Annotated in this window: 21 protein-coding genes; 5 read left to right on the forward strand and 16 right to left on the reverse strand. The window is 38.7% G+C overall.

Annotated elements, in window-relative coordinates:
• Positions 1 to 10: 10 nt before the first annotated feature.
• From LDL79_RS09700 to LDL79_RS09730, 7 genes are read right to left on the reverse strand one after another with little or no spacing between them, the layout of a single operon-like run.
• Entirely contained in the window at positions 11 to 373 is a 363-nt protein-coding gene (locus LDL79_RS09700; RefSeq protein WP_225597566.1) for a hypothetical protein, read from the reverse strand.
• 7 nt (positions 374 to 380) lie between these two features.
• The gene (locus tag LDL79_RS09705) at positions 381 to 1,238 is read right to left on the reverse strand and encodes a DUF4138 domain-containing protein (protein WP_225597567.1); all 858 of its coding nucleotides are present in this window, start codon (positions 1,236 to 1,238) and stop codon (positions 381 to 383) included.
• Positions 1,235 to 2,164, reverse strand: a complete 930-nt coding sequence (gene traM, locus LDL79_RS09710; protein WP_225597568.1) for a conjugative transposon protein TraM — start codon at positions 2,162 to 2,164, stop codon at positions 1,235 to 1,237. The genes LDL79_RS09705 and traM overlap by 4 nt, the downstream gene beginning before the upstream one ends.
• 33 nt (positions 2,165 to 2,197) lie before the next feature.
• On the reverse strand, positions 2,198 to 2,812 hold the full coding sequence (locus tag LDL79_RS09715) for a conjugal transfer protein TraK (protein WP_225597569.1): 615 nt from the start codon (positions 2,810 to 2,812) through the stop codon (positions 2,198 to 2,200).
• A gap of 11 nt (positions 2,813 to 2,823) precedes the next feature.
• Positions 2,824 to 3,666 (reverse strand): hypothetical protein, encoded by an 843-nt coding sequence (locus LDL79_RS09720; RefSeq protein ID WP_225597570.1) that lies wholly within the window; start codon positions 3,664 to 3,666, stop codon positions 2,824 to 2,826.
• A 2-nt stretch (positions 3,667 to 3,668) separates the two neighbouring features.
• A complete protein-coding gene (locus tag LDL79_RS09725) occupies positions 3,669 to 4,244 on the reverse strand; it encodes a hypothetical protein (RefSeq protein WP_008610935.1) in 576 nt (191 codons plus the stop codon).
• A 4-nt stretch (positions 4,245 to 4,248) separates the two neighbouring features.
• Positions 4,249 to 6,651 carry a TraG family conjugative transposon ATPase gene (locus LDL79_RS09730; protein WP_225597571.1) on the reverse strand — a complete coding sequence of 801 codons (2,403 nt, stop codon included), beginning with the start codon at positions 6,649 to 6,651 and terminating at the stop codon, positions 4,249 to 4,251.
• A 110-nt stretch (positions 6,652 to 6,761) separates the two neighbouring features.
• Between LDL79_RS09730 and LDL79_RS09740 the strand changes: the two genes are divergently transcribed.
• Positions 6,762 to 6,905, forward strand: coding sequence for a hypothetical protein (locus tag LDL79_RS09740; RefSeq protein ID WP_164076250.1), 144 nt, complete (start codon positions 6,762 to 6,764; stop codon positions 6,903 to 6,905).
• 17 nt (positions 6,906 to 6,922) lie between these two features.
• Here LDL79_RS09740 and LDL79_RS09745 read toward each other — a convergent pair whose 3' ends face one another.
• Positions 6,923 to 7,210, reverse strand: a complete 288-nt coding sequence (locus LDL79_RS09745) for a hypothetical protein (RefSeq protein ID WP_031427463.1) — start codon at positions 7,208 to 7,210, stop codon at positions 6,923 to 6,925.
• 189 nt (positions 7,211 to 7,399) lie between these two features.
• Between LDL79_RS09745 and LDL79_RS09750 the strand changes: the two genes are divergently transcribed.
• The 4 genes from LDL79_RS09750 (at position 7,400) to LDL79_RS09765 (ending at position 9,445) form a co-directional block, all read left to right on the forward strand.
• Positions 7,400 to 8,041, forward strand: coding sequence for an N-acetylmuramoyl-L-alanine amidase family protein (locus tag LDL79_RS09750; protein WP_031427464.1), 642 nt, complete (start codon positions 7,400 to 7,402; stop codon positions 8,039 to 8,041).
• A 211-nt stretch (positions 8,042 to 8,252) separates the two neighbouring features.
• Positions 8,253 to 8,624, forward strand: coding sequence for an ArsR/SmtB family transcription factor (locus tag LDL79_RS09755; RefSeq protein ID WP_008610939.1), 372 nt, complete (start codon positions 8,253 to 8,255; stop codon positions 8,622 to 8,624).
• A 12-nt stretch (positions 8,625 to 8,636) separates the two neighbouring features.
• Complete coding sequence (merTP, locus tag LDL79_RS09760; RefSeq protein WP_225597572.1) at positions 8,637 to 9,239, forward strand: mercuric transport protein MerTP; 603 nt, start codon at positions 8,637 to 8,639, stop codon at positions 9,237 to 9,239.
• On the forward strand, positions 9,239 to 9,445 hold the full coding sequence (locus LDL79_RS09765) for a GDCCVxC domain-containing (seleno)protein (protein ID WP_225597573.1): 207 nt from the start codon (positions 9,239 to 9,241) through the stop codon (positions 9,443 to 9,445). The genes merTP and LDL79_RS09765 overlap by 1 nt, the downstream gene beginning before the upstream one ends.
• A gap of 17 nt (positions 9,446 to 9,462) precedes the next feature.
• Here LDL79_RS09765 and LDL79_RS09770 read toward each other — a convergent pair whose 3' ends face one another.
• The 8 genes from LDL79_RS09770 to LDL79_RS09805 all read right to left on the reverse strand — a co-directional run bounded on the left by LDL79_RS09770 (position 9,463) and on the right by LDL79_RS09805 (position 16,998).
• Positions 9,463 to 10,125: an ATPase gene (locus LDL79_RS09770; protein ID WP_008610942.1), complete on the reverse strand. Its 663-nt coding sequence runs from the start codon at positions 10,123 to 10,125 to the stop codon at positions 9,463 to 9,465.
• Positions 10,109 to 10,861 carry a hypothetical protein gene (locus tag LDL79_RS09775; protein WP_026754846.1) on the reverse strand — a complete coding sequence of 251 codons (753 nt, stop codon included), beginning with the start codon at positions 10,859 to 10,861 and terminating at the stop codon, positions 10,109 to 10,111. Before LDL79_RS09775 ends, LDL79_RS09770 begins: the two co-directional genes overlap by 17 nt.
• A 3-nt stretch (positions 10,862 to 10,864) precedes the next feature.
• Complete coding sequence (locus tag LDL79_RS09780; RefSeq protein ID WP_047550478.1) at positions 10,865 to 11,149, reverse strand: helix-turn-helix domain-containing protein; 285 nt, start codon at positions 11,147 to 11,149, stop codon at positions 10,865 to 10,867.
• A 299-nt stretch (positions 11,150 to 11,448) separates the two neighbouring features.
• Entirely contained in the window at positions 11,449 to 12,285 is an 837-nt protein-coding gene (locus LDL79_RS09785) for an RteC domain-containing protein (protein ID WP_133642531.1), read from the reverse strand.
• Positions 12,286 to 12,560: 275 nt separating this feature from the next.
• Entirely contained in the window at positions 12,561 to 13,343 is a 783-nt protein-coding gene (locus tag LDL79_RS09790) for a helix-turn-helix domain-containing protein (protein ID WP_225597574.1), read from the reverse strand.
• Between the two features lie 140 nt (positions 13,344 to 13,483).
• The gene (locus LDL79_RS09795) at positions 13,484 to 13,969 is read right to left on the reverse strand and encodes an asparaginase domain-containing protein (RefSeq protein ID WP_225597575.1); all 486 of its coding nucleotides are present in this window, start codon (positions 13,967 to 13,969) and stop codon (positions 13,484 to 13,486) included.
• Positions 13,970 to 14,049: 80 nt separating this feature from the next.
• The gene (locus tag LDL79_RS09800; protein ID WP_225597576.1) at positions 14,050 to 15,987 is read right to left on the reverse strand and encodes a heavy metal translocating P-type ATPase; all 1,938 of its coding nucleotides are present in this window, start codon (positions 15,985 to 15,987) and stop codon (positions 14,050 to 14,052) included.
• A 12-nt stretch (positions 15,988 to 15,999) separates the two neighbouring features.
• Positions 16,000 to 16,998 carry a sodium:calcium antiporter gene (locus LDL79_RS09805; protein WP_009778867.1) on the reverse strand — a complete coding sequence of 333 codons (999 nt, stop codon included), beginning with the start codon at positions 16,996 to 16,998 and terminating at the stop codon, positions 16,000 to 16,002.
• Between the last annotated feature and the right edge of the window lies 1 nt (position 16,999).

The raw sequence follows: 16,999 nt of genomic DNA on the forward strand, positions 1-16,999 counted from the left end.
AAAAAGTCTTTTAAAAAGGCCCTTTTTCTCTTGGTCCTTTACTGGTAACTTTCCATTGACCGTTTTCCTTAGTCAGTTTAAAAATGCCTGTTTTTCCATCGTAGGTAGTGCTGTATTTTACCCAGGCAAGTTCGCCATCAATAGCTTCGTCTAAAATTTCTACCTTGATATCTTTATCAGAATCTGGCATCATATTCTGTACGGTAATCAAACTGGCATAGCCTTCAGAAGTGGTGTGCTTTTTTAAGGCTGATTCATCTTTTGAAAAAAAGCTTGACGCAACAACTTTGGCAGTTTCAGAAGGGGATTTTGTTGTGCTTTCTGAACAAGAAATGAACAAAAGTACGAGCGAGCAAATGACTAATCTTTTCATAATAGTATTAATTTGGGTTATTGATATATCTATGCGATAATTTCATTTCTATATTACGTTCGCCATCTTTTTCATTCAATTCCAAAATTGCTCTGCGGTCGTTGGACAATGAAATTTTAGGCATCACATAAACAAATCGTACCGTTTCACTTTCCTTGATTTTAGACGGTAGATTATGTTTGTATATCGGTTCTTTATAGAGTCGTTGCAACGATTTCCTTTTCCCTTTTTGCCGAGTTTCAATCGAAAGGTTCAAGAAATTCAAATCGTAATCCAACGTAGAATTATTTTCAATCTCGATAACAAAATAGAGCTCATCTTTATCAAAAACAATATTCTCTACATTCAAGATAATACCTTCGCTTCGTTTCTTGATGCGCCCTATGCGCTGTTTTCTATTGAGAAGATATGAGCAGAATTTTTGGTAATAATAAGTGCTGTTATCTACAAGTTCTTCAGAAGATTCAACAAGAACCGAATCCTTTACAATCGGTTTTTCATTACCGATACTATTGGATAGCGGAATGAAATAATTGAGCTTAGAAAGCTGTTTTTTATACCTTACAATATACGAAAAAATTGAACCATTTCTGTTGATTACCAGCAAATTACTTTCCTTCCCAGGCTTTGCCTGAAGCAGTCCAAAATACTGTTCTTTTTCACGGTTGTAGGTAAATATAAAATTATCTGAACCGGTTATGCCTTGCCGTATGGGTTCTGGGAAGAATAGCGCAACGTTTTTGGTGTCGTTGGCATAAATGGTGTCGAGTGGTATGGGTTGCTGTTGTTCTGTAGCCTGTGCCGAGCAAAGTCGAGGTGCGAAAGCGGAAATCAACACCGCCAATATTAGGATAAATGTTCTCATAATTTAGGTTTTAGAATTAATCTGTAATTGTTCAATACCGTAACTTTCACGTTTCGGTTACTACGTCTTAGCACTTTGGTTACACCACCAACTTGCGGAACTGTAGGTATGTTGATATCGCCAATAATATCGTCCAACACTTCAGTAGTGGCTTCTGCCCGAAAATTGTTCTGTACGTAGATACCTTCGCTGCCATCAGATAAATCAAAAGCTTTAAGTTTTGTAGGATGGTGCTTTATGTTTTCAATTTCAATTAAAGCTCGATTAGGCTGAAAACTTATAAAACCGAAAATGGGTGTGTTCTTAGGCATTTCTTTACCGTTGATTGTAGCAGTTTTGGTCAGGCGCATTCGCAATCTGGTATTCGCTTTTACTACTTGGTCGCCATCTACCACCACGTAAATTGTTTCATCTGTATTGCCGATGATGGATACCTCATTGGGTTTAGGCGCAGCAGCGAAGAACAGTTGATGTTCCAGGCCCAGTTCTTTCGCTTGGATTTTTTGTTCCCTTTTTACTTCAGCAGAATCGATTGTTGATGCCACTTGGCGAACTGTTCTTCTCTGTCCCAAATTTTGGTATCGCTTTTCTGAATATTGAATCTTACCCGCTTCATAGATGCTATCTACGATACGCTCTTTTTCGCGTTCCGGAAGATCTGGGTCGTAAAATCCCAAGGAATCAATCAACTTTTCATCATAGATGCTGGGCGCATTGTTTTCACGTACTTTTTTCAAATCGTTAATCGCATCCAGTTTGGAATCGTACTCTTTTTGGTCTTCTTCCAAATCTGGCACTAAGGTCTGCTTAAGATTTTCAGTTTCACTTTCATCATCGCCCATTACCATTCCCGAATAGGAAATAAGGAATATGAAAATCACGGCCAATACCGCTGCAAATACTATCTTGTTTTTTTCTACTTTCATAAGAGTGAGTTTTTAAGTGCCGATTATCGGCTTTCAACTTTCATCGTTTAGTTTTTTTAGAGTGTTCTCGAAATAGTTGGTAATCAAAAGTCCGTGTGGATTGTTGGGAAAGTTTCGGTCAACCATAATCAAGTTTCCGGTGGAAACCAATTCGTAAGTGTCGATGATTGTGCCTCTATTGATTTCAAAAATGGTAGTCGTTGTAAAACCATACGAGCCATTATTTTCAGATATCCGTGAATCGATACTCAGAACTTTTTGAACTAAGGAATACTGAAGCAATCTGTTGTAAACACCATCGGCTTTTTTCTGGCGGTAGAGATTGTCCACGGAACTATTGCCCAACCACAATGCCTTTTCCAAGTTTCGTTCGTAATTACTGGCATCGATGTTATAAAAGTAATTATGGAACAGATCCAAATGAGCCAAAGCTTCCACTCTAAAATTCTCTTTTTGCGTCACGAGCTTTAACGGAATGATACTGCCATCGGTATTGATGGCAAAAGCACTATTGAGCGCTTTTTGATTGGTGTTGAATACCATCCAAACCGAAAATGTGCTGGATAGTAAGGCACAGGCAACAACCGCCAAAACGATAAATCGATTCAGCTTTAGGACGTTGTAAAAATTTTTATATGGTGTTTTCATTCTGAATGGATTTAGTTGGTAAATAGTCTGAGTGTAAAAGATGTGGCGCGTTTATACAGTTTGAACTTCAAGAAAACAATAAACCCTACCGAACCTAATTGAACCACAGGTGCAAAAAAGGCTTGACCTGTATCGATTCCAAACAAATTGACCCAAAAATTGGTGTTGATTTCCGTGTAGAGTGCATTCACAAAGACGTTTACTAAAAAGAAAGCAGGTACTAACATATAGACCGCAGCATAAAGCTTGAAGAATGTGTAAGCTAACGAACGGAACTTTTCAAAGACTGCAAGGCTAATGACCAAGGGAAAAAAAGTTTGCATTATTCCGAGTAGAAAAAAGCCTTCTGCCAAAAACAATGGATAAATGAATAAATCTAATATCCAGAGGAACAAGCTAATGATGAATGCAAATATTTTGAATCCGTAAAGCGGTGTAACCAAAGCTTCATATAAAAGCGTCATAGCAGCTTGGGCAACCTCGATGATACTCACGTCCTCTTCAATGGGAATGTCCTGCATTTGCAATGGCAATAAGGCTGGTGCAGTTCCTCGATATTGTCCTTCAATGGCTACTAAGATGCCATCGAAAAAGCCTAATACTTGCGTTGAGAAAATGACCAAAATGACAATGGCAAAATTCTTGGCGAGTTCGCCTGGACTCAATCCCCAAGTGTAGCCATCCTTATCTGCAATGCCTTCATTGTATTTTTTGAGGATGTTGACCAGAAAGAACAGGACAGCGAGCGTTTTCATTCCCGCAATCGTGTATTGCGAAAAGTCGCTGGCCTGTATGGTCTGGAAGACGGTATCGATGTATTCCAGTCCAATTCCTAAGAGAATGGTCGCAGTCATTTTTAGTATTCGGTTTCTCTATTATTGACTTTATCCTGCATTTTTCTAAAAGAAATAATGTCACGATAGCGTTTTGTTTTTGTAGTGATGTTGGAAACCATTTGCTTGGATTCCTGTTCTTTTGCTTTCAGGATTTCAGCACGTTCGGCATCACTCATTTTTAGGTAATCGCTGGATAGGACTTCATCAATAAAATCTACTGTGTCCAACGAGTTTTGTACTATGGCGTCAAATGATTCTACAACCCTTGAAACTTCATCTGGTTTGATGTAGGGCGAATTCAAAATATCCTGTAAATCATTTTGCATTACGTTGATAAGGCGCTGATTATTCTGTCCAATTTCCTCAACTGCTCTCAGTTGCTCAACAACGCTTGATACTTTCTCTATTGCCTCTTTTGCATCTTTTAGGAATTTTACAGACTTAATCATTTGTGCTGTCTGTTTTCCAGATTCTATCAGCTGTTTTACCAAGCTGATAAAATTGGTATTGTCATAAGTGGGCATTCCCTGGCACGCAGCGCGTGCGGGCAATAAAAAGATGAATGCCGTTGCGAGAATTAAAATTTTTGTCTTCATAATATTATGTTTTAGATGTGAATTGAATTATTGCTTTTTGCATATCGTGATGCTCGTTGTAGAGCTTCATTATTTCTTCATTTTCCTGTCCATCGGTCAAATAAGCGGCATATACTTCCTTCGGAACTTCGAGCCGAAAGATGTTACTTTCCCTACCTATCTTGATAAACATTTCGGTGTACTTCCGTGGTCCTGAAAGATTGTTCTTGATGGATTTCAGTTGGTTAAGGTCGTGGCTGGATAGGTTGAGTCTTTTGACCACTTCGTCATATCCTTTTTCATTGTTCAGACTATAAATGACCTGTGTGTTTTCCAGTATGCTTGCCGATGTTGAATTGTTAGGAAGCTGATTTATCGACTGAAGAATAATCCCAATAGCACCGTTTTGTTTACGTATGGCTTGATAGTAGAATTCTACACTTTCCAACACGTTTTCAAACTTCAATTGCTTTGCAAACTCATCAAAGAGGATGATGCCCTTTTCAGCTCTATTTTTCCAGATGGTTCTCTGGATGGCGGACTTGATGAGCTTCAGCATTACGGAAAGGATTTCCTTGTTATCCTTAACTTCATCAAGTTCAAAGACAATCAAGCGTTTGTCTTCGATTTTATAGGTTTGGTCTTCGCTGACTTCAAAAAGAAAGCTATATAGACCATCGCCGACATATTCTGACATTACGTGCAAGAAGCTCGTGACATTGAAGTAGTCGGGATGGATTTTTAAGGTGTCCAGAAGATCCTTCTGATTCCTTTCTATAAAACTGTAAAATCCATCTAAAGAGTGATTTTCTGAAGTACTATCGTAATAGTGGCGTAATATCTTTTTGACTGATACAGATTGCGCTTTCGTAACCTTTAAATCTGAAGCAAACAGTTCAAACAGGAAAACGGATAGGTCTTCCAGTCGCTCGGGTGTGAGGTCATTTGTGTCGCTAATGTAAAATGGGTTAATACCTAAGTTCTTTCCACTTTCATAGCGAAGCACCGTATACTTTTCGGGATAGAGTTTAGCGAATTTGGTATAAGAACCACCCAAGTCTATGATGACCAAACGAACGCCACTTTCAAAATACTGGCGTAGAATGTTGTTTGCCAAAAAAGACTTGCCTTCACCAGTAGGTGCGAAGATGGCGAAGTTTCTTGCTTTTATTCGTTTCTTCTTTTCATCCCAAACATCCTTTAAGACAGGAATGTTATGCTCGCGGTCATTAAAGATGATTCCGGTGTTATCACTTTTGTAATTGGTGTTATTGATAAACAGACAGAGCGCGTGTTTTAAATCGGTTACATATAAATCGTTGTTTGAAAAATTGGAAGAGAAACAGCAGTAACTATTTAGGATATAATTCTTACGTTCTTCGCCTCTTGGATAATACGGGATGATATCCAATTCCTTAAATTCTGTTTTGATTTTTGAAGTTATTTTGTCGAGCTCTTTGGCTTCCTTTGCCCAATACACGATATTGAGATGACCACGGATGATTCGTGCATTATCATCGGCATTGATTTGGTCAAGAATGTGCTGAATTTTCCCTAAAACCACTTTATTCTGTGAACCGAAATTTGAACTTTTATTGAGTTCTTCAATCTTTTTATCCAGTAGCTTGCGCCACTTCTGTTTGTCATCGAGATATAGGATTTGGTTGACGATATGGTTCTCATTAAGCGTAAGCCCTAAACCATCAATAAACCCTTGATGAAACACAAAATCGTCAGAAGTGAATTTCTCATTGGTTTTGCTACTCTGTACACTTTCGCCAAAGCACAGTTCGCTGTTGATGGCCAGGGCATCAAAATGGTTTTCGCCAATATTGACGCTTTTTTTGTCCAGTAAAATATCGGTATCGTAGCCTTCATTAAAGCCATTGAAATAGGCACTTGTTAGTTGCTGTATCTCTTCCGCTTTAAGCGAAACAAAATCCATCTTTCGGCTATTATTGATGAAGGAAACCGAATCGCTAACCGAGTTTACAAAGCTTTTAATATTGTCATCCAGTTCCTGTACGATTCCTTTTGAAACTTTTCTGAAAGGGTTGACGTATTTCGGATTGTTGAGTGCCTTATTTTTGGTCAATATGAAGAACAAATAGCAGCTGTGCTCGATATGTCCACGACCTTTAAAATGCTCGTGGGTAGCTTTTTCCAAAAAGGTGGAATTCGGAAGTTGTTCTGAAGAATAGGATTTCTTCAAGTAGATATCCTGTTTATGAACCACAGTACCAACTGGCAAAGACTTTAATGCCTGAAACCAAGCACCGTGCATATCTTCAAAATCCTTTTCAGACAACGAGTATATTTCCGGCAGATTTCCTTTGTAGCACAAAATAACATTGCCATTATTGGCAAATACGATATTGTCCTGAATATCTACGATGGGTTGATATGCCGAAAGGTTAATCTTGTTCATAATCGAAGCCAGAATTTCTTTTGTTACTAATGATTTTTGGAAAAGCCTTAGCCATTTGGAATAGTTGTGGATTGTGGGCTATTCTCGTCAGCGCCACATAAAGGGAAGCGTTGAAAACCAACACACCTATTATTATCCCAAAGCTGAAAGAGAAGATGATGATGAGCAACGAAGCCAAAATAGAAACCATCATCAAAGCAAACAGGGAAATGGGCAGCCCAAAAATGACCGCCCTTTTCCTGATGTTTTTATAGACTTCGAACCGTTTCATTTATACAACGATTCCTATTAGGTAAGTAAAGATTCCGACTACTGCACCTGCAATCAATACAAATACTAAAACTCGGGTAATCCCCTTTTTTAAATCTGCATTTTCCCCAAAAAAATGTCCTGCGTTAAACAGGAAACCTACAAGGAAGATTACACCGAGAAGTATTGGAAAAATAGTTCGGATAGTGTCGCCTACATCGTTAACCGAATCTTCAATGCCACCAATTTGAGCAAAAAGCGAAGTGGTTAAGAGCGAAAGAATGGATGCTAAATAGTGTGATTTTTTCATAACGGAACAGTTTAAATTTTTGGTTCATTTTCGTTATTGGAAATTTACATATATTTGAACTTAAACAACTGAAAATCAAATAATTGTGAATAAAATATTATTTGATATTGTTTGAATTCCGTTGCTATTATTTGGCATCAAATCCTATGGATTTTTGAAGGGAAGTTGTTGATAACCCGAAAATTGAAAATGAAAAATCTGCTCAAAAACGTCAGTTTTGTGATTTTGGTTCTAAAAATGTGCTTCATTTTTGGACAAGAATCTACTGCTCAAAAACGAATAATAATTGACGTTGGACACGGCGGAAAAGATGCTGGTGCAATTGGTATAAATGACATTCAAGAAAAAGATGTGGTTTTATCGATTGCAAATGAGATTTTAAAGTTAAATGACGACTTGGAAAAACCACTCGATATTTATTTGACCAGGTATAAAGACACTTTAATATCATTATCGGACAGGACTAAACTGACCAAAGCCTTAAATGCTGATTTGTTTGTGTCTTTGCATTGCAATCATTCCGATAATCCAGATGCGAGAGGGATAGAAGTTTACGCTTCAAGAAAACAAGAAAAATTCTCAAAAGCATCGGTTTTTATGGGCTATCAAATTGAAAGTGCACTTTGTGAAGCAATAGGCTATGATAGCAGAGGTGTGAAGTTTACGAACTTTCAGGTGCTAAGGGAAACAGCAGATTATTGTACTGCCATATTAATAGAATTGGGCTTTTTATCCAATTGGGATGAAGAAAGCTATATCTCAGACAACCACAATATTGAGCGTATCGCACTATCGATATTATTATCCATTCAAAAATCAATAGAATTATGAAAGATATTTTTTTAGAGTTAACGAAGAGCTTGAAGGACATTGTTTTACAATGTGTTTCAGAAGTTATTTTACTGTACAAATCCTTTAGAAGTTAGATTACCTAAGTTTATTATCTACACATTATAAAAAACAATTTATTCAATAGTGTATTTAAGTATTTGCTTAAATAATATAATAATGATATATTTGTGGCCACTTTAAATCAAAAAAGATGAGCTTGGAAATAACCTGTACACGGAACGAAGCAGACAAGAAGCAAATATCGAGATGTAAGGAAACCATAGAGAATTCTTCAGGTAGCTTAGAAGCAATAAGCAAAATTTTGTCTCTTGCGGGAAGCGAGGTACGACTGAAAATTCTATTTCTATTGAACATAGAGAATGAACTGTGTCCTTGCGATATTGCTGACATTCTTGAAATGAGTGTTCCTGCCGTATCCCAACATATCCGTAAAATGAAGGATGCGGGAATTATTACATCGAGACGTGAAGGGCAAACATTGTATTATTCGCTGGTAAAGAGTGAGGACAATGTTTTGAATGGAATTTTCAATTCAATTTCAGCAAGAAAGAAAACAGCTTAGAAAGTTTACATTATGGCACCGAATAAAACTTCAAATACCGCGGCCTATACCGGCATTTTTACCGCAGTTGCAGCATCAATATGTTGTATAACCCCTGTCTTGGCATTAATTGCTGGAACAAGCGGAATTGCATCTACATTCTCTTGGGTCGAGCCATTTAGACCCTATCTTATCGGCTTGACCATTATTGTTTTGGTCTTTGCCTGGTACCAGAAACTACGACCGAAAACACAGGAAGAAATAGATTGCGCCTGTGAAGATGATGCGAAACCATCGTTTTGGCAATCCAAACGGTTCTTATTGATAGTAACACTATTCGCCGCATTGATGCTGGCCTTCCCGTACTATTCCAATCTATTTTATGCACAGCCCGCCAAGGATATCGTCTATGTCTCTCAATCCAATATCAAACAGCAGACTTTTGAAGTTGCTGGAATGACCTGTGCAGGTTGTGAGGCACACGTAGAAAGCGAAGTCAATAAATTGGACGGAATTATTTCTATCAAAGCCAGCTACGAAAATGCTAATACCATAGTGGAATTTGACAAGACCAAAACCGATTTGCCCACAATCCGAAAAGCTATAGAAAGCACGGGGTACAAAATAATAGAATAATGAAGATTCAATTTAAATCTACGATTACCTGTCCAGAATGCGGCCACAAAAAGGCTGAAGAAATGCCAACCACCGCCTGTCAATTCTTTTATGAATGTGAGAATTGCAAAACTGTTCTGAAACCAAAAGAAGGGGATTGTTGTGTATTCTGTTCTTATGGTACTGTGGCTTGTCCGCCGATTCAAGAAAATAAAAATTGTTGTTAAAAAGCCATACCTTAAATTCACTTCCGTTTATCCCCAGCTTTAGTATCAAAAGCAATCAAATTAAAAAGTTCTCGCATTCGGCTACGCACACGATTACCATAGCGTTCTTCCAGTTCTTCAGCATTGAGATTGGTGGTGGCGTGGGTCTTGATTTTGTGTTTGGTTTGTAAGTACAGCTCGTATCGAGATAAAAGCACTTCGCCCATCACATTAAGATCCTTTCCGTAGAATCTGCCAGACGGTTCCACGCCTAAATCATCAAAACAGTAAAATTTGGTGTTACCATATTCTTCAACGGTTTTAAAGCCTAAATGATTAAAACTGAAGGTTACGTTTCGGCAGGGAATCATTTCGTAAGGGCGTTGCAACGGAACCAAATGGCGCAACAATTTCATCAAACTGGTTTTGCCGCAGCCAACGGGTCCGGAAAGTAAAATGCCTTTGTCAATGTCAATACCATAAGTCTCACAGTTGTCTTTATCCTTGATGAAGTAGGAACAGAGCTTCAGCAAAATATCCTTGTCTTCATCATATATCCTAAACTTTTCGCCAAACAAAAGTTTGCCTTTGGCATTTAGGTAAATCAAGATTTTTGGAAAATCATAGATCACACTTTTACCATCAAATTTTCCGAGCGAATATTCCACGCCACCTTCGGTTATTTTAGAGGGGTTGTCCATAATCTTTGTTTTTAGTGGTTCGCAAGTTGTCCTTGATTTGGGACGCTTGTTTTTTGTTTGGTTTGTTTTCCTCGTCGAATATTTCGGTTCTGTCCATCCAGTTGATGGCTACGGCTCGCCAATCTCTGATTTCCTTGCCATCGCCAGTTTGCCAATTTCTGGTCTGGTAATGCTCATAGAATTTTTTAGCTTCATCAGCATCAAAACCTTTTTCTTCAAAAAAAATAAAAACGGCCTGCCAGCCCTTTGGTTGTTTTATATAGTTTTCTTGTTTGATATTGTTTGTATTAGATACCAATGCTTGTCCATCTATGGGACGGTGTTGGTTCACAACCTGTCCATTTTTGGGATGGTGGTGTCCCTCAAGCGGTACACCTCTGGGATGGTACTGTTCCGCAAGTTGTTCTAATATGGGATTGTACTGTCCCACAACCGGTTCATCACTTGTCCCAATAATGGCCATCTTTATTTTGCTGCCTTTGTAGGGATTGTTGGAAGGGAAATAGGTTAAGTATTGCCAAGAATCTAACTCGACGATGCATCTGTGATATGTAGACTTAGAACCTATTTTAGCACATCGCATCAAATCGCGACGGTTTACATAAAATTCATCCATAAAGCGGCAACTGTTCCATTCTTGGAATAGCGCCATATACAAACTGATATGGGATGGGTTAAGGCGGTCATCAAAATAGAACTTTTCAAAAGCCGCATTAAGTAGCTTTATATAGTTCATCGCTTAAGAATTTAGACCGTGGTGCACACGGTTGGCATCCATAACTTTTTGAATTTCCTCGGTATCGTAATAGATAATGCCACCCACCTTGGTGTATGGTAATGTGCCATTGATACGAAGATTTTGTAAAGTGCCTGGACTTACTTGTAGCAAGTCCATAACCTCAGAAGATTTGAGGTATTTTTTGAGTTTCCCGCTGGCTTGTCTGGTAAGTAATTGTTTAATGTCATCGAGCAATTCCATTTTGAATTCCCGAAGGTCGTCTGTGGTAATAATACTTGTTGGCATAATAGAACGGTTTTAAAAGAAAGGGACTATCTGGGTTTATGATTTTAAATGATAGTCCCTGACCTGATTTGACTTTCGTTCTACAAATTTGAATAGGTTTATTGGATTTTATTCCCCAGTACGACCGTACTACGGTCAAAATTTAACATTTTGAAATTTGATGGGTTTTGTAGTATTATGGTGCTTCTAAAGTGGAAACGGTGTGCTAAATCATATCAAATTATATGAAGACGCCTTCCAAAATAAAAAGACCGTAGGTCAACCGTAGTACGGTCTTTTGTTAACAGTAAAATAGCTTGTTATTCTTCGCTTTTGTCCATTTCTATCAGTAACGAGGTGGAAAGCTCATCGAGAAATAGTGTCCTACTGTTCTTGCGGTTTTTGATGTCCTGATAGGTTTTGTAGATGTCCTTTGGCTCAATATCGAAAAGCTGTTGCATTTTTTTGGAAACCTGCATTATGGCTTGATTATCCTGTTTGCCCAATCCCTTTGAGCAGAGTGCATAAACGAGTTCAACATAATCTGTATTTGAAAATGGCCAATGTATCTTTTCAATTGGTTTAGCACCATTTAATTTGCCGTTCAATCCTTTCCGAATTCGATGCTTTTTTTCATCCAAATATATCACTAACAAATCATACGCCTTGTATTTGCCAAGTAGCATATCCCTTGGTGTGCAAAACTCTGGGTCTTGAAAGTAAAATTTGGAAGTTGTTATATGGAATGTTTCGAGATAATCTCTGGTGTAGTATTCCTTGTCAAAATGGGTAGCACCGGAATTTACATAACGTCCAAAATCGATATTGTACAGGAAAAAGCGATTTATTTTGCTGATTTTCTTTTTAATCGATTTTAGTTGGGCATCCTTATCGCCCTTTGGAAGTTGAATCTCAAAGGAATGTATTTCTGAAAAGTAGATGAGCCTTATAAGAGGAACCTGCTTTACCTTTTTAAAGAAATTTATTTCATCTTGTATCGTCTGAAATTTAGTGTCAATGATTTCCTTTTTGTAAGAACTCAATAGTTTGCGACAGGCTTTGATGGAAAGATATGCCTGTTCTAAAATATTTCCATTCTGAATTTTAAACTCATCCAGATCCTTTAATAATTTTTTTGATTGTAATTGCGAATTCATAAGCAGGAACTTTAACGTTGTAAACCATAGAAATGGGATTTAGTTGATACGATTTATTGGTGGTTGTCATAGTCCTACAAAATGATGTAAATGAAAGTCACGGAACATAAAATTTGTGGCTCATTGTTGTATTTTAGGGAACTATGTGTAAAGTAGCTTTACTTTGTAATTGTACAAGGAAAACGTGCCGTATATAATTACGGAATAGTCCGTATTTTTCTACGGATTATTTGTTAGGTACTGCAAATAGTGGTTTTTATATAAACTCAATTTACTTACTTTTTCTTCCGAAATCGCTTCAAAAATTCACGCCTATTCTTTACGCCCGTTTTTTTGAAGATATTTGATGCGTGTTTTGATACGGTACTTTCTGCAATGAATAAATCTTTGGCGATGTTTCTGTAGCTTAAATTACTTAAAATTGACAAAGCCACTTCGATTTCTCTACGGGTCAAATCTTCATAGATGATTTTGCGCTCGACCGATTCGTCACGTTGTTTTTTCTTCAACGCAAAGACCTCATACATTCGGTTATTGTTTTCTATGAAGTACAAATACCTATCTGCTTCAATGGCGGTTATGGCAAAGAAAGCCAAGTTCATTACGGTAAATGTTATCCATTGATAGTCGCCGATGACTGTGCAGATAGGTAACAGGGCAATACTTGCTACACTTACCATTGAGAGTTTGTTTCGTCTTACTATGAAAGGATTTGGATTGCTGGGATTCGATATGCGACGATAGAAAATAAACAGAAAAACAAAAGCGACAGCAGATATAGGAATGGTAAATAGAAAACGTGCAGAATTAAGTGAATCTGTCAGGAAATAAGGGATAAGAAACAGCACTACAAAACTCACGCTTGCGAGTATAGCAAGGTTTCTTATGGATGAGTTGAATTTTAAAACGACAATATCGTACTCTTTGTAGAGATAATAAACGATATAAACACACAAGGCGATGGCAACACCATAGGTAATAATATACTGCAAAATAAAAGGACCTGGGAAGTTGTCAATTGGTAAAAAACCACCAGTAGCATTATAAGCAACAAACAAGATTCCGAGGTAGAGGAAACGCCTTAGACTACTACGCGTTTTCTTTCTGGAAAAGTAGAGTGTAAGCAATACTATGAACGTATCTATTAATAGATAGAAAAAAGTCGTCCAATGTATCGAAGTACCAAACATCTATTTTACTACTCATTGCGCTCAAATTTGTTGGTTTCTAAATTCTTGGAAACATTGTTCCAATTAAAAATTTGTCCGTTCATAGCAATATAAATATCCGGTTTTAGAAGCTGTAATGAGCTAATTGCATACCCCAAGTTAAAGGGTGCATCTGTCTCTGCAGATGAACCCAAAATGAAAGACCCAACCAAAACAATTGTCTTATTTAAATTGAGTTTTCCTATATATTTTGCGGTATCTTCCATCGTGAAAGTACCGTGGGTAATCAGTATCTTAGTCGCATTAGTTTCCTTTATCTTGCTCGCCAGCAGCTTTCTGTCATCATCTGTTATGGCACGACTATCTTTTTTGAAAACACCTTCTATGGTATATTCAAAATTTATATTTGCTTTATCCAAAAAAGCTTCAATCCCTACGTCGGATGAAGTTATACCACTATCATCAATATAGTCCAGCCCCTCGATTGTGCCGCCTGTTGTGAAAATGTGAATCATTGATTAAGACCTATTCTGACTTATAAAGATAGCTTTAATTTATTTGAAACCCCCTTTATATCTTCGGCCAAGATAGCACTCTAAGAATCCTGCCACTTCATTTTCTGCAATCTAACTGCATTGAGAATAGCGAGCAAAGCAACACCAACATCGGCAAACACAGCTTCCCACATTGTTGCTAATCCACCTGCACCGAGAATGAGGACAATAACCTTTACACCAAAGGCAAGCCCAATATTTTGCCAGACAATTCGTCGAGTTGAACGACCAATTTTAATCGCTCTTGCAATCTTACTGGGTTGGTCGGTCTGTATGATAACATCGGCTGTTTCTATGGCTACGTCGCTACCCAAACCACCCATTGCAATGCCAACATCACTTATCGCCAAAACCGGGGCATCGTTAATACCATCGCCTATAAATGCTACTTTGGTTCCGGATTGCTTTTTGAGTTCTTCGACTTCGTTCAATTTGTCTTCAGGCAACAATCCACCTTTTGCCCAATCGATATTTAACTCTTTTGCAACTTGTTGTGTAATAGAGTCCTTGTCGCCTGATAGCATTATAATCCTGGAAATTCCTGAATCTCGAATTTGTTTAATGGCTTGGTGTGCATCATCCTTTAATTCATCTGCAATGGTTACATAACCTTCAAATTTTCCGTCAATAGACACCATAACAATTGATTCTACAATACCATCTGTTTCCGAAGGAACTTCAATACTGTTTGAGGTCATCAATGCTTTGTTACCTACAAGTACTGTTTTTCCGTTGACCATCCCTTTCAATCCTTTTCCGGCAACCTCTGAAACATTGGTGGCCTCATAATCAGAACCGTCCGCTTTATATTCCAAGATCGCCTTGGCAATGGGATGTGTGGATTGTTCTTCCATCGCCATCAGGTACTTCATAAACGTTGCCTTTTCTAATGTTATGGGTTTGATTTCCTTTATTTTGAATACCCCGTGAGTAACGGTTCCTGTTTTGTCCATTACTACCGTATTCACTTGGGTCATTGCATCCAAGAAGGATGCACCCTTGAATAGAATACCGTTTCGGGATGCTGCACCCAACCCACCGAAGTAACCCAGGGGAATGGAAATCACCAATGCACAGGGACAAGAAATTACCAGAAAAATCAAGGCCCGGTATAACCACTCCTGAAATACGTACCCGTCCACAAAAAAATAAGGTAAAAACGTTAAGCATACTGCTAAGAAAACTACGATAGGAGTATAGATGCGTGCAAATTTCCTTATAAACAGTTCGGTCTTTGATTTACGTGCTGTGGCATTTTGCACCATATCGAGAATTCGAGCAATGGAACTATCCTTAAATTCCTTGGTGGTTTCCACTTCTACAACACCTTCTAGATTGATGCTCCCGGCAAAAACCTTGTCTCCTTTGGCAATGGTGTCGGGTTTGCTTTCCCCCGTAATCGCTGCGGTATTGACCGATGCTTTTTTAGATAGCAATTGGCCATCTAAAGGGAACTTTTCACCTACGCGCACTTGTATTTTTTCTCCAATTTCAACGGTCTCGGGATCGACCGAAACATAATCGCCGTTCCGATACACCACGGCCTCATTAGGACGTACATCAAGAAGCGCCTTTATGTTGCCCTTTGCTCGTTTTACAGCTGCGTTTTGGAAAAGTTCGCCCACGGCGTAAAACAGCATTACGGCCACACCTTCCGGGTATTCCCCAATGGCGAACGCCCCTAAGGTTGCGATAGACATTAGGAAGAATTCGGTAAAGAAATCACCGTCCCTGATACTTTTCCATCCCTCTTTTATAACAGGAAAACCAACGGGGATGTAGGCTACCGCATACCAAGCGATTCGTACCCAACCTTTAAAAAACGGAAAGGCATCAAAGTAATCAATAGCAATTCCCGCTATCAACATCACAAAACTGAATATGGAAGGGATGTATTCCTTAATGCTCAGTTGTGATGAAACCTTATTTTCAATTGAAGGATCCTTGAGGTCTCTTAGATTTAGTTTTTTCTTTTTCATATATGTTTTATTTTAAAATAGTTTTAGAACAAAAAATACCATTGTCAATAGATAGACGATATAGGCTGCATCGAACGCGAATATCTGCCATCTGCTAAAACCGTGAAGTTCCTTGCTTTGATGGACAAAAAGGGAGTACAAAAGCGGCATCAGTCCAACGAAGGCAAGATTCACCCAAAACAACTGGAAATCTTCGATAGGGGTAGTAACCAGCGCCAACGGGAAAAAGGCGACCGTCATCGTAACAGCATTATCTGCGATAACACTAGTGGTGCCTGCCGTTACTTCGCCTCCTTTCACCACGCTCCAGGTCTTAAATATTTCAGGCGCGGTGGTCATTATACCCGTGATGAACAATCCCCCAACGATTTCAGAAATATTCAGGGCCGAAACAATATTTTCTGTTGCCTTAACAATAAAAAAAGCACCCACAGCTATGGCCAGGGCCCCGGCCACGGATAACCAGACTTTCTTTTTGTCCCATTCTACTTTTTCGCCCTTTTCCCTGCCTTTTATAATGGCATGCGTTAAAAAAGCAGCATAGGCAGCCAGCATAATATAGCCATCGATGGGTTGTAATCCACGCCAGGCTTTGGGAAGGGTTAGTATAGCTACCAAAGCAATGATTGCCAGGTAGGGGATGGACAATACCGAAACAGAACGTTTGTTCAGAGCCAGTAGGTTGGCATCCAGATGTTTTTGGTGTTCCTTATTATTTTTAAATTGCTTTCTGGAAGCGAAATAGGCTATGCTAACCATCAACGGAATGGAAATTATATTGGAACCCAAAAGGTTGCCCAGACCAATTTCCGATACTCCCCGGGCTGCACTGGTAACGTTTACAGCTACCTCGGGGCTGGCGGTCACAATGGCAAGGAGAGCTGCTCCTGCAGAAGCTGTAAGCCCCCATTGCTTACGGAGCATCTTTAAAGGCGTCAAGAGTTGGTCCGCACCCCAATGGGCAGCCCAAGCTGCCAATCCCAATACTACTACCCAAAGCCAAACGTTCATA

Source organism: Leeuwenhoekiella palythoae, from assembly GCF_020310025.1.
GTDB lineage: Bacteria > Bacteroidota > Bacteroidia > Flavobacteriales > Flavobacteriaceae > Leeuwenhoekiella > Leeuwenhoekiella palythoae.

What these genes read in the sequence shown, in the direction of transcription:
- LDL79_RS09700 (WP_225597566.1), bottom strand. Translation starts at nt 373, where the DNA reads ATGAAAAGATTAGTCATTTGCTCGCTCGTACTTTTGTTCATTTCTTGT.
- LDL79_RS09705 (WP_225597567.1), bottom strand. Translation starts at nt 1,238, where the DNA reads ATGAGAACATTTATCCTAATATTGGCGGTGTTGATTTCCGCTTTCGCA.
- traM (WP_225597568.1), bottom strand. Translation starts at nt 2,164, where the DNA reads ATGAAAGTAGAAAAAAACAAGATAGTATTTGCAGCGGTATTGGCCGTG.
- LDL79_RS09715 (WP_225597569.1), bottom strand. Translation starts at nt 2,812, where the DNA reads ATGAAAACACCATATAAAAATTTTTACAACGTCCTAAAGCTGAATCGA.
- LDL79_RS09720 (WP_225597570.1), bottom strand. Translation starts at nt 3,666, where the DNA reads ATGACTGCGACCATTCTCTTAGGAATTGGACTGGAATACATCGATACC.
- LDL79_RS09725 (WP_008610935.1), bottom strand. Translation starts at nt 4,244, where the DNA reads ATGAAGACAAAAATTTTAATTCTCGCAACGGCATTCATCTTTTTATTG.
- LDL79_RS09730 (WP_225597571.1), bottom strand. Translation starts at nt 6,651, where the DNA reads ATGAACAAGATTAACCTTTCGGCATATCAACCCATCGTAGATATTCAG.
- LDL79_RS09745 (WP_031427463.1), bottom strand. Translation starts at nt 7,210, where the DNA reads ATGAAAAAATCACACTATTTAGCATCCATTCTTTCGCTCTTAACCACT.
- LDL79_RS09750 (WP_031427464.1), top strand. Translation starts at nt 7,400, where the DNA reads ATGAAAAATCTGCTCAAAAACGTCAGTTTTGTGATTTTGGTTCTAAAA.
- LDL79_RS09755 (WP_008610939.1), top strand. Translation starts at nt 8,253, where the DNA reads ATGAGCTTGGAAATAACCTGTACACGGAACGAAGCAGACAAGAAGCAA.
- merTP (WP_225597572.1), top strand. Translation starts at nt 8,637, where the DNA reads ATGGCACCGAATAAAACTTCAAATACCGCGGCCTATACCGGCATTTTT.
- LDL79_RS09765 (WP_225597573.1), top strand. Translation starts at nt 9,239, where the DNA reads ATGAAGATTCAATTTAAATCTACGATTACCTGTCCAGAATGCGGCCAC.
- LDL79_RS09770 (WP_008610942.1), bottom strand. Translation starts at nt 10,125, where the DNA reads ATGGACAACCCCTCTAAAATAACCGAAGGTGGCGTGGAATATTCGCTC.
- LDL79_RS09775 (WP_026754846.1), bottom strand. Translation starts at nt 10,861, where the DNA reads ATGAACTATATAAAGCTACTTAATGCGGCTTTTGAAAAGTTCTATTTT.
- LDL79_RS09780 (WP_047550478.1), bottom strand. Translation starts at nt 11,149, where the DNA reads ATGCCAACAAGTATTATTACCACAGACGACCTTCGGGAATTCAAAATG.
- LDL79_RS09785 (WP_133642531.1), bottom strand. Translation starts at nt 12,285, where the DNA reads ATGAATTCGCAATTACAATCAAAAAAATTATTAAAGGATCTGGATGAG.
- LDL79_RS09795 (WP_225597575.1), bottom strand. Translation starts at nt 13,969, where the DNA reads ATGATTCACATTTTCACAACAGGCGGCACAATCGAGGGGCTGGACTAT.
- LDL79_RS09800 (WP_225597576.1), bottom strand. Translation starts at nt 15,987, where the DNA reads ATGAAAAAGAAAAAACTAAATCTAAGAGACCTCAAGGATCCTTCAATT.
- LDL79_RS09805 (WP_009778867.1), bottom strand. Translation starts at nt 16,998, where the DNA reads ATGAACGTTTGGCTTTGGGTAGTAGTATTGGGATTGGCAGCTTGGGCT.